General features: G+C 63.8%; 21 protein-coding genes. 13 read left to right on the forward strand and 8 right to left on the reverse strand.

Annotation, left to right across the window (positions count from 1 at the left end; genetic code table 11):
- Positions 1-228: 228 nt before the first annotated feature.
- Positions 229-1,881 (reverse strand): cytochrome P450, encoded by a 1,653-nt coding sequence (locus JQ641_RS29505; protein WP_211999376.1) that lies wholly within the window; start codon positions 1,879-1,881, stop codon positions 229-231.
- A gap of 685 nt (positions 1,882-2,566) precedes the next feature.
- On the opposite strand from JQ641_RS29505, the gene JQ641_RS29510 reads away from it, so the two are divergent.
- Complete coding sequence (locus JQ641_RS29510) at positions 2,567-3,427, forward strand: nucleoside hydrolase (RefSeq protein WP_211999377.1); 861 nt, start codon at positions 2,567-2,569, stop codon at positions 3,425-3,427.
- Here JQ641_RS29510 and JQ641_RS29515 read toward each other — a convergent pair.
- Positions 3,424-7,464 (reverse strand): ATP-binding protein, encoded by a 4,041-nt coding sequence (locus JQ641_RS29515; RefSeq protein WP_211999378.1) that lies wholly within the window; start codon positions 7,462-7,464, stop codon positions 3,424-3,426. The genes JQ641_RS29510 and JQ641_RS29515 overlap by 4 nt on opposite strands.
- A 161-nt stretch (positions 7,465-7,625) precedes the next feature.
- Here JQ641_RS29515 and JQ641_RS29520 point away from each other — a divergent pair, with 161 nt between their 5' ends.
- A complete protein-coding gene (locus JQ641_RS29520; RefSeq protein ID WP_211999379.1) occupies positions 7,626-7,850 on the forward strand; it encodes a DUF1127 domain-containing protein in 225 nt (74 codons plus the stop codon).
- Between the two features lie 73 nt (positions 7,851-7,923).
- Entirely contained in the window at positions 7,924-8,343 is a 420-nt protein-coding gene (locus JQ641_RS29525) for a DUF6647 family protein (RefSeq protein WP_211999380.1), read from the forward strand.
- 56 nt (positions 8,344-8,399) lie between these two features.
- Here JQ641_RS29525 and JQ641_RS29530 read toward each other — a convergent pair whose 3' ends face one another.
- Positions 8,400-9,032 (reverse strand): pyridoxamine 5'-phosphate oxidase family protein, encoded by a 633-nt coding sequence (locus tag JQ641_RS29530; RefSeq protein ID WP_211999381.1) that lies wholly within the window; start codon positions 9,030-9,032, stop codon positions 8,400-8,402.
- A 124-nt stretch (positions 9,033-9,156) separates the two neighbouring features.
- Here JQ641_RS29530 and JQ641_RS29535 point away from each other — a divergent pair, with 124 nt between their 5' ends.
- Positions 9,157-10,050 (forward strand): LysR family transcriptional regulator, encoded by an 894-nt coding sequence (locus JQ641_RS29535; protein ID WP_211999382.1) that lies wholly within the window; start codon positions 9,157-9,159, stop codon positions 10,048-10,050.
- A gap of 15 nt (positions 10,051-10,065) precedes the next feature.
- Here the strand turns inward: JQ641_RS29535 and JQ641_RS29540 are convergent, their stop codons facing one another.
- Together JQ641_RS29540 and pobA are read right to left on the reverse strand one after the other, a co-directional pair.
- Positions 10,066-10,506, reverse strand: a complete 441-nt coding sequence (locus JQ641_RS29540; protein WP_211999383.1) for a PaaI family thioesterase — start codon at positions 10,504-10,506, stop codon at positions 10,066-10,068.
- Positions 10,507-10,807: 301 nt separating this feature from the next.
- Positions 10,808-11,977 (reverse strand): 4-hydroxybenzoate 3-monooxygenase, encoded by a 1,170-nt coding sequence (pobA, locus tag JQ641_RS29545; RefSeq protein ID WP_211999384.1) that lies wholly within the window; start codon positions 11,975-11,977, stop codon positions 10,808-10,810.
- Between the two features lie 269 nt (positions 11,978-12,246).
- On the opposite strand from pobA, the gene JQ641_RS29550 reads away from it, so the two are divergent.
- The 9 genes from JQ641_RS29550 to JQ641_RS29590 all read left to right on the forward strand — a co-directional run bounded on the left by JQ641_RS29550 (position 12,247) and on the right by JQ641_RS29590 (position 22,150).
- Positions 12,247-13,263, forward strand: a complete 1,017-nt coding sequence (locus JQ641_RS29550) for a TRAP transporter substrate-binding protein (protein ID WP_211999385.1) — start codon at positions 12,247-12,249, stop codon at positions 13,261-13,263.
- A 254-nt stretch (positions 13,264-13,517) separates the two neighbouring features.
- The gene (locus tag JQ641_RS29555; RefSeq protein WP_211999386.1) at positions 13,518-14,027 is read left to right on the forward strand and encodes a TRAP transporter small permease; all 510 of its coding nucleotides are present in this window, start codon (positions 13,518-13,520) and stop codon (positions 14,025-14,027) included.
- Positions 14,028-14,033: 6 nt separating this feature from the next.
- On the forward strand, positions 14,034-15,350 hold the full coding sequence (locus JQ641_RS29560) for a TRAP transporter large permease (protein ID WP_211999387.1): 1,317 nt from the start codon (positions 14,034-14,036) through the stop codon (positions 15,348-15,350).
- A gap of 86 nt (positions 15,351-15,436) precedes the next feature.
- Positions 15,437-15,898, forward strand: a complete 462-nt coding sequence (locus JQ641_RS29565) for a DUF3237 domain-containing protein (protein WP_211999388.1) — start codon at positions 15,437-15,439, stop codon at positions 15,896-15,898.
- A gap of 846 nt (positions 15,899-16,744) precedes the next feature.
- Positions 16,745-17,545 carry a crotonase/enoyl-CoA hydratase family protein gene (locus JQ641_RS29570; protein ID WP_192737098.1) on the forward strand — a complete coding sequence of 267 codons (801 nt, stop codon included), beginning with the start codon at positions 16,745-16,747 and terminating at the stop codon, positions 17,543-17,545.
- Entirely contained in the window at positions 17,542-19,434 is a 1,893-nt protein-coding gene (locus tag JQ641_RS29575) for a feruloyl-CoA synthase (RefSeq protein WP_211999389.1), read from the forward strand. Before JQ641_RS29570 ends, JQ641_RS29575 begins: the two co-directional genes overlap by 4 nt.
- 46 nt (positions 19,435-19,480) lie before the next feature.
- Complete coding sequence (locus tag JQ641_RS29580; RefSeq protein ID WP_211999390.1) at positions 19,481-20,242, forward strand: SDR family NAD(P)-dependent oxidoreductase; 762 nt, start codon at positions 19,481-19,483, stop codon at positions 20,240-20,242.
- A gap of 222 nt (positions 20,243-20,464) precedes the next feature.
- Positions 20,465-20,884 (forward strand): acyl-CoA thioesterase, encoded by a 420-nt coding sequence (locus JQ641_RS29585; protein WP_211999391.1) that lies wholly within the window; start codon positions 20,465-20,467, stop codon positions 20,882-20,884.
- A 114-nt stretch (positions 20,885-20,998) separates the two neighbouring features.
- Complete coding sequence (locus JQ641_RS29590) at positions 20,999-22,150, forward strand: ABC transporter substrate-binding protein (RefSeq protein WP_211999392.1); 1,152 nt, start codon at positions 20,999-21,001, stop codon at positions 22,148-22,150.
- A 97-nt stretch (positions 22,151-22,247) separates the two neighbouring features.
- Here the strand turns inward: JQ641_RS29590 and JQ641_RS29595 are convergent, their stop codons facing one another.
- Genes JQ641_RS29595 through JQ641_RS29605 form a run of 3 tightly spaced genes read right to left on the reverse strand, consistent with a single transcriptional unit; the run spans position 22,248 to position 25,791 of the window.
- Positions 22,248-22,979 carry an ABC transporter ATP-binding protein gene (locus JQ641_RS29595; RefSeq protein ID WP_211999393.1) on the reverse strand — a complete coding sequence of 244 codons (732 nt, stop codon included), beginning with the start codon at positions 22,977-22,979 and terminating at the stop codon, positions 22,248-22,250.
- Complete coding sequence (locus tag JQ641_RS29600) at positions 22,976-24,745, reverse strand: branched-chain amino acid ABC transporter ATP-binding protein/permease (RefSeq protein ID WP_211999394.1); 1,770 nt, start codon at positions 24,743-24,745, stop codon at positions 22,976-22,978. Before JQ641_RS29600 ends, JQ641_RS29595 begins: the two co-directional genes overlap by 4 nt.
- 5 nt (positions 24,746-24,750) lie before the next feature.
- The gene (locus JQ641_RS29605; RefSeq protein WP_211999395.1) at positions 24,751-25,791 is read right to left on the reverse strand and encodes a branched-chain amino acid ABC transporter permease; all 1,041 of its coding nucleotides are present in this window, start codon (positions 25,789-25,791) and stop codon (positions 24,751-24,753) included.
- Between the last annotated feature and the right edge of the window lie 109 nt (positions 25,792-25,900).

A 25,900-nucleotide genomic window follows, 5' to 3' on the forward strand; every position in this document is an offset into this window, starting at 1 on the left:
CTGGCGGGTGACCTCCTACGGCGTGATCAACGTTTGCCGCAGCTATTATTGATCGGATGACGTTTGAGAACTCGCCCGTGGACGACACGGGCGAGTTTTCATTTTGGAGCCAGCCGAACTGACCAGTTCGCCGCGCCGGGCCGGCCTTTCAAGCGGCGAGCTCTGCCGCGAGCTTCGCGGTGCGGCCGTTCCGCGGCGCAGTCACCGGGTTGCGGCGCGACGACGCGATCAGGCGCAATCCAACAGTGCGGTGTTTTGTGGCTGGCGCTCACCCGGGCCCGGCCGCGGGACGAGCCGCACCGGTACGGACGACGGCGTCACCGAGACCGTAGCTGAAAAGGTCACGGCGACGTCGTGTACCGGGACCAGTTCGAACTCCCGAAGCATGGCGCTCAGGAAGTGCGTGCACAGGTGCTCGGCCTGGTGGCGCCCGATGCAATGGCGCACGCCGGCGCCAAACGGCATGGCGGTCGCGATCGACTCGGCCGGGCGCTCGCCGCCGGGTCCGGCAGCGAACCGGCTCGGGTTGAATTGCGCGGCGTTGGCGAACAGCGCCTCGTTGAGGCCGATCGCCGTCTTCATCCACATCACGTTCGTCTTCGGCGGGATCGTGATGCCCCCCACCTCGATCGACTGGCTTTCCGAGATCTTCGAGCTGAACGGAACGGCCGGGAACAGGCGCATCGTTTCATGGATCACGTTCAGCACGAAGACATCACCCGGACTCTTCCCGGCGTCTTTCGCCTGCAGGATACCGGTTTGAAAGACTTCCGTTTTCCGGACTCCGGTTTTGAGGATTTCGGCTCGCGCCTGGTCCTGCACATCGGGGTTTCGGGACAGCAGATAAAGCGCCTGGGCGAGCGTATAGCTCATGGCGTCCGTTCCTCCCGCCACCAGCGAGATCAGTTCCTCGACACACTCCTTGTGGCTCCAACTGGCCTTGCCGCCGGTCGGGGCCAGCTTCAGGCCGACCAGCGCTCCCAGCACGTCCCGCGGCGGCCCACCCGCTACGCCCGCCGTCACACGGCGTTGCAGCCGTCGCTCCACCGCGGCTTCGAGGTGATCGAACAGGTAGCGATAGGCGACCCTGGCCCGCCGCGCTCGCACCGGAAACAGCCGCCGCACGAAGAAGGGATGAAATGCCCGGAAGCTGATCGCTTCCTCAAGCTCCCCGATCGCCGCCAAATACTCCGAGAGGTCCGGCCGCTGCTCCCACTCCGGGCCGCAGAGGAAGGCGCCCAGACTGTTTGCACTCCAGTGATGCAGATCCGCTTTCAGGCTGCCATGCCGGGTCTCGCCGGATTTCCAGGTTCGAAGATAGAGTGCGGAGACCTCCTCCAGACGGCTAGCCCCTTGCAGCACGGCCTTCGGCGCAAATTGCGGGTTCATCTGCTGCCGGTGCGCGGTGTGCCTCTCGCCCCTCTTCAGGCCCATCAGGCTTCGGGGCAGCACGGTATTGTCGGCGACCCGGTTCGAATCCATGTCCTTGTGCCCGAGCTCCTTCGGTGCGATCGAGAGCGAGACGAACGGCGTATTGCCCCATGCCATGTGGAGCTTCACGACCGGACCGTACACGCGATGCAGCTCCACGAGCGCCCGATCCCGGGCGCCATGTTCGTGGAGCAGCAGGGATCTGAGGGCACCGACGAAGAACGAAGGTTTTGGGCCGGGAATGTGGGCATATCCTCGAAACTCGCGCCATCGAAGCGCCATAGCGACGACCAGAAGTCCGAGCGGAGCCAGCGTCAGGGGCGCGAGCAACCAGGCTTCCGATAGATCCCGGACGCTCGCAAAGGCGAAACCGGAAGCGAGCAGCACGACGGCGATCGTCAGGCCGTAGACGCATTCGTAAAAATTCAAAAGGACTGCCGTACGCGTCATTGCCGGTCTCCGCTTGAGGACACGCGGCAATCGCAGCAAAGGAGCCAATAACGGCCGGCAGACCGGGCCCCGCCACTTACCTCGCGTGTCGCCAATTTGAGCGGGCAGCCGTGGTCGCCGGCGTTAGTTTGGCGTTACGGGGGCGTTAAAAATGAACGCGCACAGCGTGATCGTGATGCGGTTCGAACGAATATCCGGAGCCAATCCTGATACCCGCCTTACCTGGCGCAATTCATCGTGCGCGCGGGACGGCGCACTGCCTGCCGCCGGGTATGAAGAGATTTTGCACCGTTGCAGGGGTGGCGCACCCGTGAGCCAGACCCCTTCGGCCGCGCACCGCGCCGACTACAGCGGACGCAGCTCCGCCTGTTCCAGCCAGTGCGTCATGCCCATATTGCGGTACATTTCCCGGCTCTCGGATGCCCGGCACGGCTCAGCGCCACGCCTTGACTTAATTGCGCCACTGACACCTACGTACAGCGGAGGTTGGTGTCCAAGAGCTGCACGCGTCGCGGCATATGACGCAGGCATCCGATCCGATCGACAAGATCACATTCCGTCCAACTCAGCCAAATTGGAATACACCAATGGCCAATCCGGTCGCTCTCCTCTCGCGCCCAACGTTGACGTTCGCGCCGGGACTGACTTGTACTGAGCTTGGTGAACCGCCGAGGGGGAGCATCTGGTGACTAAGCTGGTGATAGACACCGATCCGGGCTGGGACGATGCCCTCGTCCTGGTCCTGCTGCTCGCCAAGCGCGACATCGACGTGCTCTGCGTCACCACGGTCTGGGGCAACGAGGACATAGCAGATACCACCACCAACGCACGACGCATGACCTACTGCTGTGGACGTCCCGATATCCCCATCTATGCAGGGTGCATGCAGGCCCTCAAGCCAGTCTCAATCGATGTGCCGTGCCCGCCAAGCAGTGTCGTGCGGGCGCTACCCCCTCTCGGGACAGTCGTGAACGGAACATACGCGCCCGAGATGCTAACAGCTATGGCGAGGGCGCATGGGCCGGAGCTGACCATCCTTGCCATCGGTTCGATGACGAATATCGCCGCGGCCATCGAAGGCGACAGGGCGGCGATGAAGACGGTCGGCACTGTTGTCGTCACTGGGGGAACATTCACGGAGAGGAAGACCCACGAGTTCAATCTTGGCAGCGATCCGCTCGCCACCAACAAGCTGCTCGAAGCGGAATTGAACCCGGTGATGATTACGTTTGACGTCGAGATGACGATGAACAAGGGGGACTGGGCTCAGCAGACGATGAAAGATATGAAAACGAAGTGGGCGACTTTCTACGCGAAGGTGATCCAGGACCAGCTGGATCAGCACAACTACGAAGCAAACGAGGGCGTCTTTGACCAGTTGGGGGCCCTCTATGCGCTCCAACCGTCACTGTTCAACATTGAACCGATGACGATTCGCGTCGAGTCTGGCAGGATCATCCGGGATCCGGCGGGCCACCCCGCCCGCGTCGCGACAAGCGTCAACATAGACGCAGCCTACGACCTGCTTTTCAAGCGGCTCGCCTAGGCCTGTTGGCGCCGCTCAGCTTCGGCCCGCTCCAGCCAGAACGACATGTCGAGATCGCGGTACATCGTCGCCGCCGTGGAGAAGTGCTCGGTGGCTCGCTTGGGCTCACCCGTGCCCTGGTACAGCCTGCCGAGGCCGAGGTGGCAGTGTGCGATCAGCGGACGCATGCCGATCTCTTCGGCAAGCACCAGCGCATCGCTGTAGTGGCGCAGGGCCTTTTTTGGCGACTCATCGCGGGCAGCGACGTCGCCGAGCAGCCTAAGCGCCCTTGCCTCATAGCCGCGTTGACTGCCTTCTCGGGCAAGGGCGAGGGCGCGCGTGAGAAATCCCGACGCGTCTGCGAACCGGCCGGCCAACGCGCACGCTTCGCCCAAGAACACCATGAAGTTCGGCTGGCCCACGCGATGTCCCATCGCCTCGAGGAAGCCGAGCCCGCGCTCCAACAACGCGATGCCCTCGTCCGTCCGTCCCGACATCGCGTAGGCGTACCCCAGCATGCCGGAAAGGAGCGCTCCGTTGTAGGTCTGGTTCCACTCGCGTGCCACCGCCAGCGCGCGTTCCAGCACATCGATGGCGCGGCCGGGTTCGCCCCTGCAGATCCGGAGATAGGCGACATACCAGCAGGCGATGGTCAGAGTGTAGGGATCATCCAGTGCCTCGGCGAGGCCGATGGCTCCTTCAGCGTGGACGATCCCTCGCTCGTATTCTCCGCCGTCGGTGCAACACCAAGTCAGGTAGGCGCGGGCGATCACGGCCGGAAATGCGGTGAGGCCGAACCGTTCCCGGCTCCGCTCGCCGTCGAGCAAGCGCACAACTGTCAGGAACAGATCCTCTGCTCGTCGATAGTCACCCGTCCACAGGTAGGCCGCCCCGAGGTACAGATGCCCGGTCACCTGCAACGGTACATCCTCAAGCGACGCCGCGATGGTGCGAGCGGTCTCGCCGAACGCGATCGCCTCCCGCAGATCCCCGGCCAGCGCCAAGGCGTGGCACATATGGACGCCGAGCTGGCCCAGTCGCCGTTGATCCCCGAGTGCCCTGGTCGGACCTTCGGCCTGCCGAAGGCAGTCGAGGATGCGCTCGAACGCTCCGAGCGGCAACAACGACCCTTTCAGCTCGAAGCGGAGATCGACAGCCAATTCCAGCGCCTCGCGGCTCGTGGACTGCGCCTCGACGAGTTGTAGCGCCTGCTCGAAGAACTCCACGGCCTCGTGGTGCGCCCATCGCGCCTGCGCCAGCCGCCCCGCCTTGACCCAGTAGCCCATGGCCTCGCTGGCACGCCCGGCCTCGGTGAAATGATGGGCGACCACCTCAGGTTGGGTCTCGGCCAGCGCCGGGAATCGCTCGATCAGCCCTGCAGCGATGCTCGCATGCAGCGACTGCCGCCGGCTTCTCAGCATGGTGCTGTAGGCGGCGTCCTGCACCAGAGCGTGCTTGAACGTGTAGGTCGCCTCCGGCGTCGCTCCGCGCCGGGAGATGAGGCCGGCGCCGGTCAGCCGTTCGAGCGCCGCGTCGAGGTCGAACGGCGCCAAGGTTGACACCGCGGCGATCAACTCGTGGGAGAACTCCCTTCCGATCGCGGCGCCGATCTGGGCCACGTCCTTGACCGAGGTGAGCCGATCGAGGCGCGCCACCAGCGAAGCCTGCAGCGTCGCTGGAATGGCGAATTCCGGCAGCGGCCCGTCGAGCGCGTAGCCCTCGTCGGTCTCGCGAAGGACGCCGCTCTCGATCAGCGCGCTGGTCAGTTCCTCGATGAACAGCGGCACGCCATCTGCGCGCGCGAGGACCTGATCGACGACCGCGTCGGGCAGCGCCTTGTCCCTGGCGACGCCGGCAATGATGCCGGCGCTGTCGCGACGGCCGAGGCGGTTCAAGGGCAGCATCGACACATGCGGCTCACCGATCCAGTTCGGCCGAAGCTCGGGCCGTCCCGTGACCACCAGCAGGACCGGCAGGCTGGCGGCACGGGCAACCATTCGTTCGAGCAAATCCTGTGATGTCGGATCGATCCAGTGGGCGTCCTCGACGAGGATCAGCACGGCGCCCTGCGCCGCGGCGCCGACGAGTTGATCGAGAAGCGCGGCGAGGGTCATCTCCCGCTTCTGCTGCGGGCTGGCCGCCACGGCCGGATAGCGCTCGTCCGCCGGCACCCCCAACAGCTCGGCGATCAGCGCCACGTCGCGGGGCAGATTTTTCGCCGTCGGCCTGAGCAGGGCGTCCAATCTGTCGAGCTTCGCGCTGCAGTCGCTGCCGTGCTCAAATCCCGCGGCCTGCTCGAGCTGCGTAATCAACGGGTAGAGCGGGCTCTGGGTATGGTGTGGCGAACAGAAATAGCGCAGTCGGGCATGCGGCTCGCCCTCGAGCCTGACCAGCAGGGTTTCAGAAATCCGCGACTTGCCGATGCCGGGCTCTCCGGAGAGCAGCACGACTCGCCCTTCGCCGTGCTTGGCCTGATCCCAGCGGCGCAGCAGCAGCTCGATCTCCTCCTGCCGGCCGACCAGTGCGGACTGCGCACTGGAGCGACGCGCCTCGAAGCGGCTGACGCCGGCGGCTTCGCCGCGCACCTGCCATGCCTCGACCGGCTGCGGCAGGCCCTCCATGTCGATCGAAGCCAAGGCGCGGCAGTCGAACATCCGGCCCACCAGCCGATGCGTGCTGGCAGCGATCACGACCTCGCCGGGCGACGCCAGGGCTTGCAGTTGCGCAGCCACGTTTGGCGCCTCGCCTATCGCAACGCGCTGCCCGGTATCCGCCGGTCCTAGCTGCTCGCCAACGACAACCAGCCCCGTGGCGATGCCGACGCGCACCTGAAGGGGCCCGCCGGAACCAGCCGTCAGCCCGCGGACTGTATCAAGGATCGCAAGGCCGGCGCGCACAGCCTGCTCGGTGTCATGTTCGCCTGACGCCGGGTAGCCGAAATAGACGAGCACGCCATCGCCGAGGTACTGGGCGACGAATCCGCCGAATTGCGACGCCGCATCGTCGATCACCGTATGGAAAGACGCAATCAAATCGCGCATGTCCTCAGGGTCGAGACGCGCCGAAACCGCCATCGAATCGACGACGTTGCACGCCAGGATGGTGAGCTGTCGTCGCTCGGGGCTGCCCGGGCCGACCGCCGTCGCAGAAAATGCCGCCTCGATTGGCGCTGCGGTATTACCGGCGTTCAGCTCCTGCGCGGGATCGCCCCCAATGTCGGCAACGGGTACTGCGACCGGCGGCGAACCGGGTCCTGTCCGACCGGGCCTGGTGTTCGCCCCGTCAGCGGGCGAGCTACCTTGCGGCGGTGCGCTGCGCAGCCCGGCGGCGAGCGATTTGGTTGCCGCGTCGGGGTCGGTATTCAGCTCGTGCCTGAGCAACGCGACAAGGTCCTGGTAGTGCTTGAGGGCTTCGGCCTTGCGTCCCGTGGCGGCCAGTGCCCTGACAATCAACCGATGGGCGTCCTCGCGCAAATTGTTGAGCGCGATGGCACGCTGGCCGGCCTTCAGAGCATGTTCGGCGCGACCTGCGGCGAGCTCCTGTTCACCGAGCCCCATCATGGCGCCAAGCGCAAGCTCCAGCAGCCTCTCGCGTTCAGCTGCGAGCCATTCGTTCCAGCCCTCTTCTCCGACGCTAACATCATCGATCAACCGGCCCCGATAGAGGTCGCCCGCCGCACTCAACGCATCGCGATTGCCCTCGCGGACCAAGGCCTCAAACCGGCCGACATCGCACTGCATGACCTGCGCATTGAGCGAGATGACCTCGCCGTCGCTATCGAGGGCGTTCTGGCCGAGCACCTTGCGCAGCCGGAAGAGGGCCTGGCGCAGGTTCTGCTTGGCTTGCGCGTCGAAATGGGAGCCCCACAGAAGGGCAGTCAGCTTCTCGCGTGGCTGCGGCTGCGGCGCCGTACAGCCGAGGTAGGCCAATAAGGCCGCAAGCTTCTTGCTCGGCAATTCGACAACGCCATTCGGCCCGGTCAGCTCGAACCGTCCCAGCAGCGAAAGATGAAATATCGGAGACGACGCGCCTTCCGTTGGCGCACGCGAAGTTCGCACGGTGATGCCCTTCCAGGTAGTGCATTCTACACTTTTCACGGTCCGCCAAGCAAATTTAACGCGACAGTGACGCCTGGCTAACGCCGGGGACGATGGCGGCAGGCTTCTGTCACGCCAGCGATGTGCGGGGACATCCCGATCGCAAAAATCGGAGTATCACCATGCGTGCCTATACACAGTTTGAATCAGGCGAAGATCATCTGCGCCTCGGTGCGATCTTCAGCCTGCTTGCCACGTGGTGGCAGCGAGCCTGTTTCAGGGCAGAGTTGCGCGCGGATCTCAGAGACAAGCCCGATTTTCTGCACGATATCGGCATCGGCCTGCACGAAGCGCAAGCCGAAGCGTCGCGGTTGTTCTGGGAACCTTTGCTACTGAAGCACCGATAGTCCGGGAACGCAATCCGATGCTGCTGCGGACTTGGGCTCCACCAAGAGCCTCGAAATCACGGGCGGGCATGCCTTGAATAACCTGATCGCAATCTACATTGCATGGATCGTTGCTCAGACCGGCTTGCTGGCTCCGGATCATCCGCCGATCAATTTCGTGTCAGCAACGGAACTGGCCAGACGCTTTGGCTCGCCGGAAAATAGCGGGTTGGAGTTGCAAGCGCTCTATAATCGTAGCGAGGGCTCCATTTACCTGCCGCGGCAATGGTTACCGAATGATCTTCGGCAGAAGAGCGCCCTGTTGCATGAACTCGTCCATCACGTGCAGAGGTTCAACAAGATAGAGCTGCCTTGTATTGCCGCTTATGAGCGCCAAGCCTACGACCTGCAAATCAAATGGTTGCGCGAACAAGGGGTGGACGATCCATATGATCTAATCAAGACAAACGAGCTGAGCATCTACATGGTGAGCGTTTGTCGTGACGGATCGTAACGGTGTCACCCATCGGCTAGATAAGCCCACCGATCTCGCCTGCTTGTGATTTCACGTCATGGCGCCGCCGATGCAGGCTGGCCCTTCAATGCGGCCAGTTCTGCTTCGAGCTCGGCGATGCGGGCGTCGCGCGAGGCCAAGGCGGTGGCGACGTCGCCAGCGTCGAATTTTTGCGGGATGTGCTGCGGACAATTGGTGTCCCACGCCGAGATCCGGAACAAGATGACCTGTTCCGGCCGCGCCTTGTATCCCTTCGGCATCAACGCCTGCGTCAGCGCCGGGTCGTCATCGACAACGCGCGCCTCGCCCCAGATCTTGACGCGCCTGCGGTGCGCATAGTCCATCACGAAGATATGCGCTTGCGGGTTCTCCGAGAGATTGCCTTGCGTGATGTATTGCCGGTTGCCGCTGTAATCGGCGAACGCGATCGTGTTCTTGTCGATGATTTTGACAAAGCCCTTCGGGCCGCCGCGATGCTGGATGTAGGGGTGGCCGGCGGCCGAGGCGGTGGCGAAATAGAAACTGTTGGTTTCGCCCAGGAAGCCCGCGAGATTCTCGTCGATCTCGGTGCGCCAGCCGCCGTTCTCTTCGACGCGGGCATAGGCGTCGCGCGATCCCTTGCGGGCCTGCACCGCCTTCACGGCCGGGGTGAAGGCCACATCGCTGGAATAGGTGTGAACGTCTGACATTGGAGCTGCTCCTGCCAAGTTCGGCGGCGCCGGTGCGCCTCTGCTGGTCATAAGATGCTCTCGCCAGGAATTAAAACAATCATCCCGGTTGACACGACACTATTGCAATATATGAAATAATGGCATGGACCGTATCGACGCCATGCAGGCCTTTGTCACCGTCGCCGATTTGCAGGGCTTTGCCCCTGCCGCGCGCAAGCTCGGGCTGTCGCCATCAGGCGTGACGCGGCTGATCGCGGCGCTGGAGGACCGTCTCGGCGCCCGGCTGCTGCAGCGGACCACGCGGTCCCTGACGCTCACGGACACCGGCGCCCGTTACCTGGAGCGCGCCCGCCAGATCCTCAGCGATGTCGAGGAGGCCGAAAGCGCAGCCGAGGGCGAGCGCACCAGGCCGGGCGGCCGGCTCTCGGTATCCGCCCCGAACGGTTTTGGGCGGCTTCACGTCAGCCCTGTGATGACGGCCTATCTCAAACGCTACCCCGATGTCTCGGCGGATTTGCGGCTATCGGACCGCATGATCAATCTGGTGGAAGAGGGCGTCGACCTCGCGGTGCGGATCGGCCACTTGCCGGACTCGACGCTGGTCGCGCGCCATGTCGGCGAGATGCGGCGGATCGTGGTGGCCTCGCAGGCTTATCTCAAACGGCGCGGCGAGCCCAGGACGCCGGAGGCGATCGCGACCCACGATACCATCCATTTCGGCGCCATGACCGCTGCACCGGATTGGCGCTTCGCCGCCGAAGGCCGTGAGATCCGCGTCTCCAGCACGCCGCGGTTTACCTCCAACAGCGCCGACGCCGCGATCCAGTATGCGGAAGCGGGCGGCGGCCTGACCCGGGTGCTGGCCTATCAGGCCGCCGATTCACTGAAAGCAGGAAGGCTCCGCATCGTACTGGCGGAATTCGAGCAGCCGGCGCTGCCGATCCACATCGTCTACCCGACCTCGCGGCTGCTGTCGGCCAAGGTGCGCACCTTCATCGATCTGGTGACCGAGACTGCGGATTGGCATTTCGGCTGACTGAAACCGTCCGCGTCACGCTTGTTCTGTTGCGATGGGCGCCTTCTTCGGCACCACGCGGAACGTCGCGTTGGCGCGCGCGATCACGATGTCATCGGCCTTGATCAGGCTTTGCGCAAAGCAGATGGTGCGGCCGGTCTTGATCACCTCGGTCTCGATCGCGAGCCATTGCCCGACCTCCGCGGTGCCGATGAAGTCAACCGCGAGCCCGATCGTCACGAATGACGTCGTCCAGTTCGTCGCCTGCGCGCAGCTATAGCCCATCGCGTTGTCGGAGAGGGCAGCGATCAGCCCGCCATGAATCAGGCCGCGGCCGTTGGTGTGCGGTTTTGCAAGCCGCAGCCCGATGACCACGGCCTTGTCGGTCCGCTTGGCATAGAGCGGCTCCCACGGCTCGGTGAGCGGGCTCTTGCGGGTGTGAAGCTCAAAACCATCGGGGATTTCGCTGAGTGTCATGTGTGGCTCACGTGCTGACGATGTTGCTCGTCATTGAACGCAACGCGCCTGCGAAGTCACCGCCTACAAAGTTTTAAACGGGATTCGCGCGGGTGTTTGAAACCGCTTGTGGCAGAGCCGTATTGCGTCGTAAGCGCAGGCAGAGTCACCCGAGCCAGCAGCAAACTCAGCCTCATCCTGAGGAGCGGCCACTTGGCCGCGTCTCGAAGGATGGGCCCAACCTTGATTCTATTTGGGCCTCATGGTTCGAGACGCGCGAAGACGCGCTCCTCACCATGAGGGATAGCCACCACGCGAATGCCTACAACGGCAACCCCACATAATTCTCAGACAGCGACGCCGACGCAGCCTTCGAACTGACCAGATATTCCAGCTCCGCGAGCTGAATCCGCGCGCCAAACTCGCCCTGATCGGGGAATTTGTGCAGCATCGAGGTCATCCACCACGAGAACCGCACCGCCTTCCAGACCCGCGTCAGCGCCTTGGCCGAATAATTGTCGATCCCGGCACTGGACTTCTCGTCGTAATATTCGCGCAGCGCGCTCGAGAGGTAATGCACGTCGCTGGCGGCGAGATTCAGTCCCTTGGCGCCGGTCGGCGGCACGATGTGGGAGGCATCGCCGGCCAGGAACATTGTTCCGAACCGCATCGGTTCGGCGACGAAGCTGCGCAAGGGGGCGATGCTTTTTTCGATCGACGGCCCGGTGACGAGTTCATCGACCGCCTTCTGGTCGAGCCGGCGTTTCAGCTCATCCCAGAACCGCTCGTCCGGCCATTGGTCGATGTGGTCGTCCAGCGGGCATTGCACGTAATAGCGGCTGCGCTGGGTCGAGCGCATGGTGCACAGCGCAAAGCCGCGCGCATGGTTGGAATAGATCAGCTCATGGCTGACCGGCGGGGTTTCCGAAAGAATTCCGAGCCAGCCGAACGGATAGATCCGCTCAAAGGTCTGGATCGCCGAGGGTTTGACGCTGGCGCGGCTGACGCCGTGAAATCCGTCGCAGCCGGCGATGAAGTCGCAGGCGATCTCGTGGCTGACGCCGTCCTTGGTGTATGTGACGCGCGGATGATCGGTGTCGAAATCATGCGGTTTGACCTCACTGGCCTGATAGACCGTGGTGAGGCCGGCGGCCTTGCGCGCGTTCATCAGGTCGAGCGTCACCTCGGTCTGGCCGTAGATCATGACCGTCTTGCCGGTCGCCGCATGCATGTCGATGCGGTGCCGCGCGCCGCCGAACGCCAGTTCCACGCCATGGTGCACCAGGCCCTCGCGATGGGCGCGCGCGCCGGCGCCGACCTCGTCGAGCAGCGCCACGGTGCCCTCTTCCAGCAGGCCGGCGCGGATGCGGCCGAGCACATATTCCGGGGTCTGGCGCTCGAGAATGACGTTATCGATGCCGTAGCGGTGAAGTAGTTGCCCAAGCAACAATCCAGCCGGCCCGGCGCCTATGATTGCGACTTTAGTCCGCAATTGCTTGCTCCCATGGTCTGATACAGATTGGCACGCCGACGCTTGCGCGGGGTGTTGCAATGATAATTATATCATATAACAATTTTCGCAAAGGGCGTTGCTGCGAAACATTGTCGTTTGTTGCGCTGCACCGCAAGGCTGTCCCGTCGACGGACGCGTGGAAGCGCCGCACCAACGTCCGGCTTGAAAAGCCGCGCCAACTATATAACATGTTAACTAACAAGACCGGGCGCCAAGCCCGCCTTCATGCGCAAAGGGAGAGAATGCCGATGAGAAAAGCGTTTTTGGCGCTGCTGCTCGCCGCCAGTGTGACGCCTGCGATGGCGCAGGAAAAAAACTTCGAATTGAAACTGTCGCATTGGGTGCCGGCGTCGCACCCGCTGCAGAAGGCGCTGGAAGACTGGGGCTCCGCGGTCGAAAAGGAATCCGGTGGCACCATCAAGTACAAGGTGTTCCCGGCCCAGCAGCTCGGCAAGGCGTTCGACCATTATGACATGGCGCGCGATGGCATCGCCGACGTCACCTATATCAATCCGGGTTATCAGCCCGGCCGCTTCCCGATCATCGGCGCCGGTGAATTGCCGTTCCTGATGTCGGACGCCAAGGGCGGCTCGATGGCGCTCGACGCCTGGTACCGCAAATATGCCGAGAAGGAGATGAAGGACGTCAAGTTCTGCCTCGGCTTCATCCACTCGCCCTCCACGTTCCATTCGCGCACCAAGAAGATCGTGGTGCCCGACGACGTCAAGGGCATGAAGATCCGCCCCGCCCACGCCACCATGGCGAATTACGTCACCCTGCTCGGCGGCACCAACGTGCAGTCCTCGGCGCCCGAGGTCCGCGACATCATCGAGCGCGGCGTCGCCGACGCCGTCACCTTCCCGTGGGGATCGGTGCTGCTGTTCGGCATCGACAAGGTGACGAAGTATCACATCGAGGCGCCGATCTACGTCACGACCTTTGCCTTCGTGATGAACAAGGACAAGTACAACCAGATGTCCGACCGCCAGAAGAAGGCGATCGACAACAACTGCAACACCGAGGCCGCCGGCCGCGTCGGCGGACCCTGGGGCGACTACGAGAACTCCGGCGTTGCCAAGATCAAGGCGCTGCCCGACCACGAAGTCTACAAATTGTCGCCGGAGCAGACCGCGCTGTGGAAGAAGGCGTCCGAGCCGCTGATCAAGACCTGGGCGGACAACGTCAAGAAAGCCGGCGGCGACCCGGATGCAGCGATGACCGAGCTCCGCGCCGAGCTGACCAAGCACAACGCCTTGGCGCAGTAAAAGACTCGTGGTTCTCCCTCTCCCGCTTGCGGGGGAGGGCGGGGTGGGGGTGTCGCCGCGAGTCACGCTGTTCGAGTGGAGAGAGCCCCCACCCGCCGCGCTCTTCGAGCGCCATAGCCGAAGCTTCGCTTCGGCGTCTTTATCTAAGAACGGCCGCCGAAGGCGGCCTATGCTCCCCCGCAAGCGGGAGAGGTGAACTGAATTCCGGGCGCCACCGAATTTTCATCAACTCGCTTAAGTCTTAGGACCCCCACATGAATCGCGCCTCGATGGATCGTTTCATCGATACGATCGAATGGATCGCGGCGGCGTTTGTCGGCATTGTCGCCGCCAACATCTTCCTGGCCGTGCTGCTGCGTAACATCTTCAACTATTCGATCCCGGATTCCTTCGACATCGGCCGCATGATGCTCGGCATCCTGATCTTCTGGGGCATCGCGGCGACCAGCTATCGCGGCGGGCACATCACCGTCGATCTGGTCTGGGCCAATGTCGGCCCGAGATACCAGCGGATGATCGACGTTTTCGCCACCCTGGTGCTGCTGTTCGTGGTGGCGGTGCAGACCTGGACGCTGTTCGACAAGGTGCAGGGCACCTACAACGACAATGTCCTGACCTTCGACATGCGCATGCCAACCTGGCCGTTCTTCGCAATCGCGTGGGCCGGCGACGCCTCCGCGGTGCTGCTGATCGCGATCCGCACCTACCGCCTGATCTTCCATCCGGAAGACATCCATGATGCCAAAGAAACCACGGTAGAGTAGGGCATCATGAGTACCGACGCCGTCGCCATTCTCGGATTTGTCGCGCTGTTTGCGCTGATGTTGCTGCGCGTGCCCGTGGGCATGGCGATGGGGCTCGTCGGCGTCACCGGCTTTGGATACCTCGTCGGCTTTACCCCGGCGCTCAAGATGGTCGGCCAGACCTCGATGCGCACGGTGACCGACTATACGTTCGGCGTCATTCCGATGTTCCTGCTGATGGGCGCCTTCGTCAGCAATTCCGGAATGAGCCGCGAACTGTTTCGCGCCGCCAACGGCTTCGTCGGCCATCTGCGCGGCGGCCTCGGCATCGCCACGGTCGCGGCCTGCGGCGGCTTCGCCGCGATCTGCGGCTCGTCGGTGGCGACGGCCGCGACGTTCTCCGCCGTCGCCTATCCGGAAATGCGCCGCTTCGGCTATCCACAATCCTTCGCCACCGGCGTGATCGCGGCCGGCGGCACGCTGGGCGCGATGCTGCCGCCGTCGACGGTGCTGGCGGTCTACGGCATCATCACCGAGCAGGACATCGGCAAGCTGTTCATGGCCGGCATCATTCCCGGCCTGCTCGCCATGGCCATGTACATGATCACGATCTCCCTGATCGGCTGGTTCCGGCCCGACTTCCTGCCGAAGGGACCGCAAACCACCTGGCGCGAACGCTTTGCCGGCCTGAAAGACATCTGGGCGCCGGTGCTGCTGTTCGTCTTCGTGATCGGCGGACTTTACGGCCTGCCGTTCCTGCCGCGCTTTACGCCGACCGAGGCGGGCGGTGTCGGCGCCACCGGCGCGTTCCTGATCGGCGTCCTCACCGGGCGGCTGAACAAGGAAAAAATCCTGAATTCGCTGCTGCAGGCGACCCGCACCGCGGCGGCCGTCTTCACCGTGCTGATCGGCGCGTTGATCTTCGGCTATTTCCTCACGGTGACGCAGACCCCGCAAAAGGTCACCGAACTGCTCACCGGCCTCGGGCTCGGCCCCTACGGCATCCTCGCGCTGATCATGGTGATGTATCTGGTGCTGGGCTGCCTGATGGACGCGATGGCCATGATCATCCTGACGGTGCCGATCATCTTCCCGGTCATCATGCATCTCGGCTTCGACCCGATCTGGTTCGGCGTCATCATCGTGATGACGGTGGAACTCGGCCTGATCCATCCGCCGGTCGGCATGAACGTCTTTGTCATCAAGAGCGTGGTCAAGGACGTGTCGTTCACGACAATCTTCCGCGGCGTGATCCCGTTCGTCGTGACCGACCTGATCCGCCTGGTGATCCTGATTGCATTCCCGATCCTGGCGCTCTGGCTCCCGCAACGCATGATGGGGTAGAGCATGATCCGGAAAAGTGGGTACCGGTTTTCCCTCGACAAACGCGGAGCGTTTGCTCGAAGATCATGCTCCACTAAAGGACTTCCATGACGCCACAGCTTGAGACAAAGTATGTCTTCACGCTCACCGTCCGTATCGGCGAGGTGACCTCGGCCGGCGAGACCGGCCACGGCGTGCGCCGGATCATCCCGATCCTCGGCGGCGAGGTGCGCGGCGAGGGCGTCAACGGAAAGGTCTGCCCGTTCGGCGCGGATTTCCAGATTATCCGGCCCAACGAACTGATCGAGCTGGAAGCCAAATACGCCTTCGAGACCGACGACGGCGCGACCGTCTATGTCGAGAACAAGGGCCTGCGCTTCGGCCCGGTCGATCTGCTGCAGAAGCTAAAACGCGGCGAGCCGGTCGATCCCAAGCTGATCTACTTCCGCACCGTGCCGAAATTCGAGACCGGCCATGAGAAATACCGCTGGCTGATGCAAAACCTCTTCATCGGCTCCGCCGCCCGCCACGCCGACCGCGTCGTCATCGACGTCCATCAGGTGTTGTGAGGGAACGGTTTTTCCCCGTCATTGCGAGCGCAGCGAAGCAACCCATGGCACGCCCAGCCGAGGAATGGATTGCTTCGTCACTTCGCTCCCTTGCGCAAACGCTTTTGCGTTTGTCGCAGGCAATGATGGTTGCCTGCGACAAAACAACCCGACGGGCAAAATTCCGCTTCCCTCGTCGGGCAAATCAGCGGTTTGAATCGTCGCGTCCCGCCCGACAAGAGGGGCGTGCGCACGTCACGAACGCGCGGCGGGATGCGGTGGACGCTGGTTCACGCCTGACGACGGCGTGGATTAAGCGTACGGCAAAACCGTGTGGTCCTGGCGCCCGTTGCCGGCGTCAAGCTGTCGGATAAGCGCAAGCGGAAACGACAGCGACGGAGTCAACCAAGAACTCGTCTCCGGGGAGATCACGGCATAAGCCGTAAAGCCATTGCGCAGGGAAGGCCGGGTGTTCTCCGCTGCCCTGTATGCTCGTGTGCAGCCTACTTAGTGCAAACCGCACACGGGACCGCGGGTGCAGCGCGCACCCGGTCTTCCCTGCGCCCTCTCATTGGAGGGCAAGGAAGTTTCTGGCAAAGCTCGGGCGCAGTGCGTCGCGAGATCGCAAACTCATATTCAGTGTCATCGTCCGCCCGAGTGCGCAATTGCGCACGGGGGGCGGACGATCCAGTATCCCAGAGACGCCAATGATAGAACCGAGAAGTCGCGGCGTACTGGATCCCCGCCTGCGCGGGGATGACAGCGGAATGTGGGGCCGCACGTTCGCCGGGACGACGATAGGTAGAGGATTGACTCCCGCGCCAATAGTTATAAAATATAACTATTCTGGACGGGAAACAATAATCCATGGGAAACGCCGCTTCCGCAACCGCTGACCAGGCCGGATTGCTCACCATCGAGAAATCAGGCGCGGTGCTGACCGTGGGTCTCAACCGCCCCGCCAAGCGCAATGCGCTGAACGACGGCATCATCCTTGCGATCCAGGATTGCTTTGCCAATCTTCCCGAAGGGACCGGCGCGGTTGTCATTCATGGCATCGGCGACCATTTCTCCTCCGGTCTCGATCTGTCTGAACTGACCGAGCACGACGCCACCGAGGGCCTGCGGCACTCGCAGATGTGGCATCGGGTGTTCGACCGCATTCAATACAGCCCCGTGCCTGTCATCGCGGCGCTCAAGGGCGCGGTGATTGGCGGCGGGCTGGAGCTGGCCTGCGCCGCGCATATCCGCGTCGCCGAACCGTCAGCCTATTTCGCCTTGCCCGAGGGCCAGCGCGGCATCTTCGTCGGCGGTGGCGGCTCGGTGCGGCTGCCGCGGCTGATCGGCGTGGCGCGGATGACCGACATGATGCTGACCGGGCGGGTCTATTCCGCGACCGAAGGCGCCGCCTACGGTTTCTCGCAATATCTCACCGAAGCCGGCGGCGCGCTGCCCAAGGCGCTGGAGCTGGCCGAACGCGTCGCGGCCAATGCCCCGCTGACCAACTTTGCGGTGCTGCAGGCATTGCCGATGATCGCGGAAGCCAATCCGCAGGCCGGCCTCCTGATGGAATCGCTGATGGCCACGGTGGCGCAGAGCGACAAGGAAGCAAAACGCCGGATCCGTGAGTTTCTCGATCGCAAGACCGCCAAAGTGAAGCCGACATGAGCGCCAAGCCCAACATCTCCCCAAGTGAAAGCGCCACGCGCACCGGCAGCGCCCATCCGCTCCGCGCGATCTCGTTCGGCAATCCCGACGTCACGGTCGAGCGCCGCGATGACGGCACCATCTATCTCAGGCCGAAGCTCAAACTGCGCGACTACCCGGTTCGCATCACCGATCGCCTGCATCATTGGGCCCGGGAAGCGCCCGAGCGCGTCTTCATGGGGGAACGGGATGCGAGCGGCGGCTGGCGAAAAATCACCTACGCGCAACTGCTGACCTCGACGCGGCGCATCGCCTCGGCGCTGCTGGCGCGCGGGCTTTCGGCGGAAAAGCCGATCGTGATCCTGTCGGGCAATTCGGTCGACCATGCGCTGCTGGCGTTCGGCGCGCTCTATGCCGGCATTCCCTTCTGCCCGGTGTCGCCGGCCTATTCGCTGGTGTCGCGCGATTACGGCAAGCTCGCCTTCCTGATGAAGCTGTTGACGCCCGGCCTCGTCTTCGCCGACGACGCCACGAAATTCGCCGATGCGCTTGCCACCAACGTTTCGCAGGGAACAGAGATCGCGGCAACACGCGGCGAGGTGCCCGGCCGCGACGTGACGCTGCTGTCGGATCTCCTGGCGACGCCGGAGCATTGGCGCCTCGACGCGGCGCACGAGGCCATCGGCCCGGACACAATTGCAAAGTTCCTGCTGACGTCGGGCTCGACCGGTAATCCCAAGGCCGTCATCAACACCCAGCGGATGATCTGCGCCAACCAGGTGATGCTGCGCGAAACGCTGGCGTTCCTGATGGACGAGCCGCCTGTCATCATCGACTGGCTGCCGTGGAATCACACCTTCGGCGGCAACCACAATATCGGGCTGACGCTGTTCAACGGCGGCTCGATGTATCTCGACGAGGGCAAGCCGATGCCCGGCGGCATCGAGGAGACCGTGCGCAACCTCCGGGAGATTTCGCCGACAGTCTATTTCAACGTCCCCAAGGGCTATGAATCGCTGCTGCCCTATCTGCGCGAAGATTCAGCGCTGCGCGCAAAATTCTTCGGGCGGCTGCACGCGATGTTCTTCTCCGGTGCGGCGCTGTCGCCGTTCGTCTGGAACAGCCTCGACGAGCTCGCGGTGCAGGAGACCGGTTTCCGGGTGCCGATGCTGACCGGCCTCGGCGCCACGGAAACCTCGCCGTTCTTCATGTCGGTACGTCCCGACACCAGCCGCTCCGGCCATGTCGGCCTTCCCGTGCTAGGCAACGACGCAAAATTGCTGCCCAACAACGGCAAGCTGGAGGTCCGCGCCAAGGGGCCAAACGTCACGCCGGGGTACTGGCGTCAGCCCGAACTGACCGCGGCGGCATTCGACGAGGAAGGCTTTTACAAATTCGGCGATGCGCTCAAGCCTGTTGATCCCGACAATATCGACGCCGGCTTCGACTTCGATGGCCGCATCGCCGAGGACTTCAAGCTTGCCAGCGGCACCTGGGTCAGCGTCGGTCCCTTGAGGGCGCGCTTCGTCGCGGCCTGCGCGCCCTTGGTGCGCGACGTCGTGATCGCCGGCATCAACCGCGACGAATTGTCGGCGCTGGTGATGCTCGATCTCGACGGCTGCCGTCTGATCAACCCGAAACTTCCTGCGAACGATCTCGCGGCAGCGGCGTCTGATCCGCTGATCCGCGCGGCGTTCCGCGAGCGGTTTCAAAAGCTGCTCGCCGATGCCACGGGCTCGTCGAACCGGATCACGCGCGCGGTGCTGTTCGATGCGGCACTGTCGATCGATCGCGGCGAAGTCACCGACAAGGGTTCCATCAACCAGCGTGCGGTAATCGAGCATCGCAGCGCGCTGATCGAGCAGATTTATGCACCGGCGCCGCCGGCGCAGGTCATCGCGCTGAAATGAATTCCAGGAATTCAACTTCGAGAAGATTTGACCAGGGAGAAACACAATGCAGTTGAAAGATCAGGCCGCCATCGTCACCGGTGGCGCATCCGGACTGGGCGCCGCCACCGCGCGCCGGCTTGCCGCGCAGGGCGCCAAGGTCGCGGTGTGCGACCTCAACGCCAAGCTCGCTGAAACCGTCGCCGCCGAAATCGGCGGCGTCGCTGTGGTTTGCGACGTCTCGGACGCCGTCTCGGCCGAAGCGGCCGTCGCCGCCGCCGCCAAGGCGCATGGCCCGGCCCGCGTCCTGGTCAATTGCGCCGGCATCGGCGTTGCCAAGCGCGTGATCGGCAAGGAAGGCCCGATGGCGCTCACCGATTTCGACCGCGTGATCAGGGTCAATCTGATCGGCTCGTTCAACATGCTGCGGCTCGCAACCGCAGGGATGTCAAAGCTGGAGCCGCTTGAGTCAGGCGAACGCGGCGTCGTGATCTCGACCGCCTCGGTCGCAGCCTATGACGGCCAGATCGGGCAATCAGCCTACTCGGCTTCCAAGGGCGGCATTGTCGCGATGACGCTGCCGATCGCGCGTGAACTGGCGCAGTTCGGCATTCGCGTGCTGACCATCGCGCCTGGCCTGTTCCTCACGCCGCTGCTGGCCAATTTGCCGCAGGAGGCGCAGGACTCGCTCGCCGCCGCGATCCCGTTCCCGCGCCGGCTCGGGCAGGCCGACGAGTTTGCCTCGCTCGCGCTGCATATGATCGACAACCCCTATCTGAACGGCGAAGTGGTGCGGCTGGATGCCGCGCTCCGCATGGCCCCGCGCTAAGTATGGTCGGTTGACTTCTCCCTCGCCCCGCACTTGCGGGGTCGAGACGAGCGAAGCTCGCTCTTAGAGGGTCGGGGTGAGGGGCTCTATCCGCTAACGCCGGTGTCAATTGATAGACCGGTACCCCCTCACCCGGATTGCTTCGCAATCCGACCTCTCCCCGCAAGCGGGGCGAGGTGACCTGAACGCCGGCACCTGTTCATGAGGCTCTAGGGACATCCAATGTTCGTTAACCGCCGCGACGTGCAGATCCAGTGGGGCGATTGCGACCCCGCCAACATCGTCTATTACCCGCGCTACTTCGCGATGTTCGACGATTCGACCTCGATCATGTTCGAGGCGGTCGGTTTTTCGAAGCAGGACATCATCCACAAATACGGTCTCGTCGGCATTCCCATGGTCGATACGCGGGCGAAATTCCATATCCCCTCGACCCATGGCGACTGGATCAGAATCGAAAGCCGGATCGAGAGCTTCAAGCGCTCCAGCTTCGAGGTGGTCCATAACGTGTTCAAGGGTGAAGCGCTGGCGATCGAGGCGTTCGAGACCCGCGTGCTGGTCGGCAAGCATCCGGACGATCCCGCGCGGCTGAAATCAGCTCCGATGCCGCCGGAGATCATCGAGCGGTTCACGCGGGGCTGAGGCATAGATGGCTGACTTGTTAGCTGACTTGGCGCGTTGCATGACCTAAAGAAGGGGCTGAATTGGCGACCGATTTTTGATCTAAAATTAGAACAATATCCAAGGGAGGAATGAATGAAGAGGTTTTATCTGTCCGCTGCCGTGATTGCGGCGTCGCTGGCACTGCCGGCCGTGCCCGCGTTGGCGCAGGCCAATGAAATCGTCATCGGCATCACCGTCACGACCACCGGCCCCGCCGCGGCGCTCGGCATTCCCGAGCGCAATTCGCTCGACTTCGTGCCGAAAGAAATCGGCGGCGTGCCGCTCAAGCTGATCGTGCTCGACGACGGCGGCGATCCGACCGCCGCCACCACCAATACGCGGCGCTTCGTCACCGAATCGAAGGCCGACATCATCATGGGTTCGTCCACCACGCCGGCAACGGTCGCGGTCGCCACCGTCGCTAACGAGGCCGGCATTCCGCATTTCGGCCTCGCGCCGTTCCCGATCAACGAAGCCCGCATCAAGTGGTCGGTCGGCATGCCGCAACCGATCCCGATCATGGGCAAGGTGTTGTACGAGCACATGAAGGCGCACGGCATCAAGACCGTGGGCTATATCGGCTACTCGGATTCCTACGGCGACCTGTGGTTCAACGACTTCAAGGCTCAGGCCATTCCGATGGGAATAACCCTCGCCACCGAGGAGCGGTTCGCGCGTCCGGATACGTCGGTTGCAGGGCAGGTGCTCAAGCTCGTCGCCGCCAATCCCGACGCCGTTCTGGTCGGCGCCTCCGGCACCGCCGCGGCGTTGCCGCAGACGACGCTGCGTGAACGCGGCTACAAGGGCCTGATCTATCAGACCCACGGCGCCGCCAGCATGGACTTCATCCGCATCGCAGGTGCTGCGGCGGAAGGCGTGATCATGGCCTCTGGGCCGGTGATGTCGCCGGAAACCCAGCCGGACTCGGCGCTGACCAAGAAGCCGGGCCTCGCGCTCAACACTGCCTATGAAGCCAAGTACGGCGCCAACAGCCGCAGCCAGTTCGCCGGCCATTCCTACGACGCCTTTGAAGTCCTCAAGCGCGTCGTTCCGCCCGCGCTGAAGGCCGGCAAGCCCGGCACGCCGGAATTCCGTGAAGGCCTCCGTCAGGCCCTGCTGACCGAACGCGACATCGCCGCCAGCCAGGGCGTCTACAACTTCACCGAAAAAGACCGCTACGGCCTGGACGACCGCTCGCGCATCATCCTGACCGTGAATAACGGGAAGTACGTTCCGGCGAAGTGAGGAGAGTCGTAGGGTGGGCAAAGCGAAGCGTGCCCACCACTACCTCCACGAAGAATGGTGGGCACGGCGCAAGAGCGCCTTTGCCCACCCTACTTGCCTAAATCGCGCTCTCGCCCTCGTGCGTGAAGCCGAGATAGCTCGCGGCGACGCGCGCGTTGGTGGCGATGTCGCTGGCCGGGCCGCTCAGGACGAACTCGCCGAGCTCCATCACGTAGGCACGGTCGGCGATCTTCAATGCGGCCTGCGCGTTCTGTTCGACCAGCAGCACCGAGACGCCGGCCGCTCGTAACTCGCCGATGGTGCGGAAGATGTCGGCGACGATGATCGGCGCGAGGCCGAGGCTCGGCTCGTCCAGCATCAACAGCTTCGGCGCGCCCATCAACGCGCGGCCCATCGCCAGCATCTGCTGCTCGCCGCCGGAGAGCGTGCCGGCGAGCTGCTTGCGCCGCTCCTTCAGCCGCGGAAACAGCGTGTAGACCCGCTCGAACGATCTCGCAGCAATCGCCTTCGGAATCCGGAACGCGCCGAGCAGCAGATTGTCCTCGACGTTCATGGTGCCGAACAGTTCGCGGTGCTCGGGCACGAGACTGAGTCCGACAGCGACGCGGTCCTCGATGTCGAGCGAAGCCATATCAGCGCCGGCGAAAGCCGCAGATCCCGTGAGCGGCAGGATGCCCATGATGGCGTTCAGCAGCGTGGTCTTGCCGGCGCCGTTGGCGCCGATGATGGTGACGATCTCGTTGTCGGCGACTTCGAGCGAGACCGAACGCACGGCCTCGACCTTGCCGTAGGCGACATGCACGTCGCTCACCTTCAACAGCGCGCTCATGCGGTGGCTCCGAGATAGGCCTTGATCACGTCGGGGTTGGTCTTGATGTCAGCCGGCGTGCCCTCGGCGATCTTGGTGCCGAAGTCGAGCACCACGATCCGGTCGGCGAGATCCATCACAAAACCCATGTCGTGCTCGACCAGCAGCACCGACATGCCGCCGTCGCGCAATTGACGCAGCAATGCGGCGAGCCGCTGTTTCTCCATGTGGCGCAGGCCGGCGGCGGGCTCGTCGAGCAGCAGCAGCAGTGGATCGACGCACAGCGCGCGCGCGATTTCGACGATGCGTTGCTGGCCGAGCGACAGGCTGCCCGCCAGCTGGTCGATCTGGTCGCCGAGGCCGACGCGCTCGATCTGGCGCGCGGCTTCCGCCAGCAATCGGGCTTCATCCGCCCGGTCGAGCCGGAACATGCTGGAGATCGCGCCGGCATGGCCGCGCAGATGCGCGCCGATCGCGACGTTCTCGAGCACGGTCATGTCGGGCACCAGCTTGACGTGCTGGAAGGTTCTGCTGACGCCAAGCTTGACGACTTCCTGTGGCGGCGCGTTGTCGACCTTGGTGCCGAGCACCGAGATCGCGCCGCTGGTCGACGTCAAAACCCCCGTGATCAGGTTGAAGGTCGTGCTCTTGCCGGCGCCGTTGGGGCCGATCAGGGCAACGATCTCACGCGCCCCGACGTCGAAGCTGACGTCGTTGACGGCGATGACGCCACCGAATTGCTTGCGCGCCTTGTCGATATGCAGCAGCACCGAAGGTGTCGATGGCGCCCGCACCCGCGCGGGCAGCTCAAGCGAGGTGTCAGGGATCTTGCGGGCGGGCCTGAACGGCAGCTTCGACATCAGCCAGGGCCATACACCGGTGGGTGCCAGCTGCAGCAGAACCACCAGCAGGATGCCGAACACGATGGTCTCAAGCTGGCTCTGGCCGCCGAAAACATACGGCAGATAGCTCTGCAGGATCTCCTTAAGGATCACCACGATGCCGGCGCCGAGCACCGCACCCCAGACATAGCCGGCGCCACCGACGACGGCGATGAACAGATATTCGATGCCGGCCTGGGCGCCGAACGGCGTCGGGTTGGCGGCGCGCTGGAAGTGCGCATAGAGCCAGCCGGAAAGCCCGGCCAGCACCGCCGCATAGATGAATACCAGAAGTTTGGCGCGCGGCGTCTGCACGCCGAACGCTTCACCGGCGATATGCCCGCGCCGCAGCGCGCGGATGGCGCGGCCGGTGCGGGAATCCAGCAGGTTCATGGTCAGCAACGCCGAGAGCAGCACGGCGATCCAGATGGCGAAATAGATCGTGCCGGGATCGAGCATCCGGAAGCCGCCGATGCTCAGCGGCGGAATGCCGGAAATGCCGTCATTGCGGCCGAGGAATTCGAGCTTGCTGAACAGATAAAACAGCCCGATGCCCCAGGCGATGGTGCCGAGCGGCAGGTAATGGCCGGACAGTCGCACCGTGACGATGCCGAGCAGCACGGCCGCGATGCCGCTGACCAGCAGCGAGAGCGGCAGCGTCAGCCACGGCGACACGCCGTAGGCGGTGGTCAGCACCGCCGTGGTGTAGGCGCCGAAGCCGCAAAACGCGGCCTGGCCGAACGAGGTGAGGCCGCCGACGCCGGTCAGCAGCACGAGGCCCATCGCGACCAGCGCGGCGAGGCCGATATTGTCCAACAGCACGATCCAGAACGGCGGTATGCCCGGGATGAACGGGATCACCGCCATGACGATCGCGAAGATGATGAGAGGGAGACGCTGCGTCATGACAGTCAGTCCTTCTCTTCCTCGACCGCGGGGGCTGCGAGCGAACGCAGCACCAGCACGGGAAGGATCAGCGTGAAGACGATGACCTCCTTGAAATTACTGGCGTAGAACGAGGAGAAGGCCTCGACGCTGCCGACCACCAGCGCCGCGACCGCCGTCAGCGGGTAGCTCACCAGCCCGCCGATGATGGCGGCAATAAAACCTTTCAGGCCGATCAGGAAGCCGGTGTCGTAATAGAGCGTCGTGATCGGCACGATCAGGATTCCCGAAATCGCGCCGATCACGGAGGCGAGCAGGAAGGCGATCTGTCCCGACAGCGTGGTCCTTATGCCGACGAGGCGCGCGCCGAGGCGATTGACCGCGGTGGCGCGCAGCGCCTTGCCCATCAGCGTGAAGCCGAAGAACAGCCACAGCACGATGATGAAGGCGATGGTCAGGCCGTAGACGGCGATGCTCTGGCCGGTGAACCGCAGCGGTCCCACCGTGAACGCCGCATTCGACAGCGCCGGTCCGCGCAGGCCTTCGGCGCCGAAGAACACGAGGCCTAGGCCCTGCAGCGCGAGGTGGCAGCCGACCGAGGCGATCAGCAGCACCAGCACCGAGGTGTGCGCCAGCGGCTGAAAGGCGATGCGATAAAGAAACAGCCCGATCGCCGCGACGATCAGCAGCGACAATGCGATATTGATTGCAATCGGGGTTTTGGGACCGGCCAGGGCGTAGGTCAGCGCCAGGATCGCCACCGGCAGCACGATGTTGAGCAGCGCCGAGCGCACCACCAGCTTGAGACGGAGCGAGCGCCGTGCCGCATACAGATCGAGACCGAAGGCGACGACGCCCATCGCGACCGCCAGCCGCGCCGTACCCGGCACCTGACCGGTCGCCAGCATGGCGTAGCTCAGCGCGCCGAAGGTGACGAATTCACCCTGCGGGATCAGGATCACGCGCGTGACGGCAAACACCAGCACCAGCGCAAGCCCGAGCAACGCATAGATCGCGCCATTGGTGATGCCGTCCTGCAGCAGGAACAGCATGATCGTCGTATTCAAGACTTGGCGCTCCCCCTCAGGCGTCGCGCCGGTCTCGACCCTCAAGGGTTAGCCGGCGGTCCGATATCGGCAGTTGAAAGAAGCCGACATTTGATATAGTCTATAACAA

Source organism: Bradyrhizobium sp. JYMT SZCCT0180, from assembly GCF_018130165.1.
Taxonomy (GTDB): domain Bacteria; phylum Pseudomonadota; class Alphaproteobacteria; order Rhizobiales; family Xanthobacteraceae; genus Bradyrhizobium.

Bases quoted from the DNA above. Each gene is read 5' to 3' on its own strand.
- JQ641_RS29505 (WP_211999376.1), bottom strand. From the start codon at position 1,881: ATGACGCGTACGGCAGTCCTTTTGAATTTTTACGAATGCGTCTACGGC.
- JQ641_RS29520 (WP_211999379.1), top strand. From the start codon at position 7,626: ATGCGTGCCTATACACAGTTTGAATCAGGCGAAGATCATCTGCGCCTC.
- JQ641_RS29530 (WP_211999381.1), bottom strand. From the start codon at position 9,032: ATGTCAGACGTTCACACCTATTCCAGCGATGTGGCCTTCACCCCGGCC.
- JQ641_RS29535 (WP_211999382.1), top strand. From the start codon at position 9,157: ATGGACCGTATCGACGCCATGCAGGCCTTTGTCACCGTCGCCGATTTG.
- JQ641_RS29540 (WP_211999383.1), bottom strand. From the start codon at position 10,506: ATGACACTCAGCGAAATCCCCGATGGTTTTGAGCTTCACACCCGCAAG.
- JQ641_RS29550 (WP_211999385.1), top strand. From the start codon at position 12,247: ATGAGAAAAGCGTTTTTGGCGCTGCTGCTCGCCGCCAGTGTGACGCCT.
- JQ641_RS29555 (WP_211999386.1), top strand. From the start codon at position 13,518: ATGAATCGCGCCTCGATGGATCGTTTCATCGATACGATCGAATGGATC.
- JQ641_RS29560 (WP_211999387.1), top strand. From the start codon at position 14,034: ATGAGTACCGACGCCGTCGCCATTCTCGGATTTGTCGCGCTGTTTGCG.
- JQ641_RS29565 (WP_211999388.1), top strand. From the start codon at position 15,437: ATGACGCCACAGCTTGAGACAAAGTATGTCTTCACGCTCACCGTCCGT.
- JQ641_RS29570 (WP_192737098.1), top strand. From the start codon at position 16,745: ATGGGAAACGCCGCTTCCGCAACCGCTGACCAGGCCGGATTGCTCACC.
- JQ641_RS29575 (WP_211999389.1), top strand. From the start codon at position 17,542: ATGAGCGCCAAGCCCAACATCTCCCCAAGTGAAAGCGCCACGCGCACC.
- JQ641_RS29580 (WP_211999390.1), top strand. From the start codon at position 19,481: ATGCAGTTGAAAGATCAGGCCGCCATCGTCACCGGTGGCGCATCCGGA.
- JQ641_RS29585 (WP_211999391.1), top strand. From the start codon at position 20,465: ATGTTCGTTAACCGCCGCGACGTGCAGATCCAGTGGGGCGATTGCGAC.
- JQ641_RS29590 (WP_211999392.1), top strand. From the start codon at position 20,999: ATGAAGAGGTTTTATCTGTCCGCTGCCGTGATTGCGGCGTCGCTGGCA.
- JQ641_RS29595 (WP_211999393.1), bottom strand. From the start codon at position 22,979: ATGAGCGCGCTGTTGAAGGTGAGCGACGTGCATGTCGCCTACGGCAAG.
- JQ641_RS29600 (WP_211999394.1), bottom strand. From the start codon at position 24,745: ATGACGCAGCGTCTCCCTCTCATCATCTTCGCGATCGTCATGGCGGTG.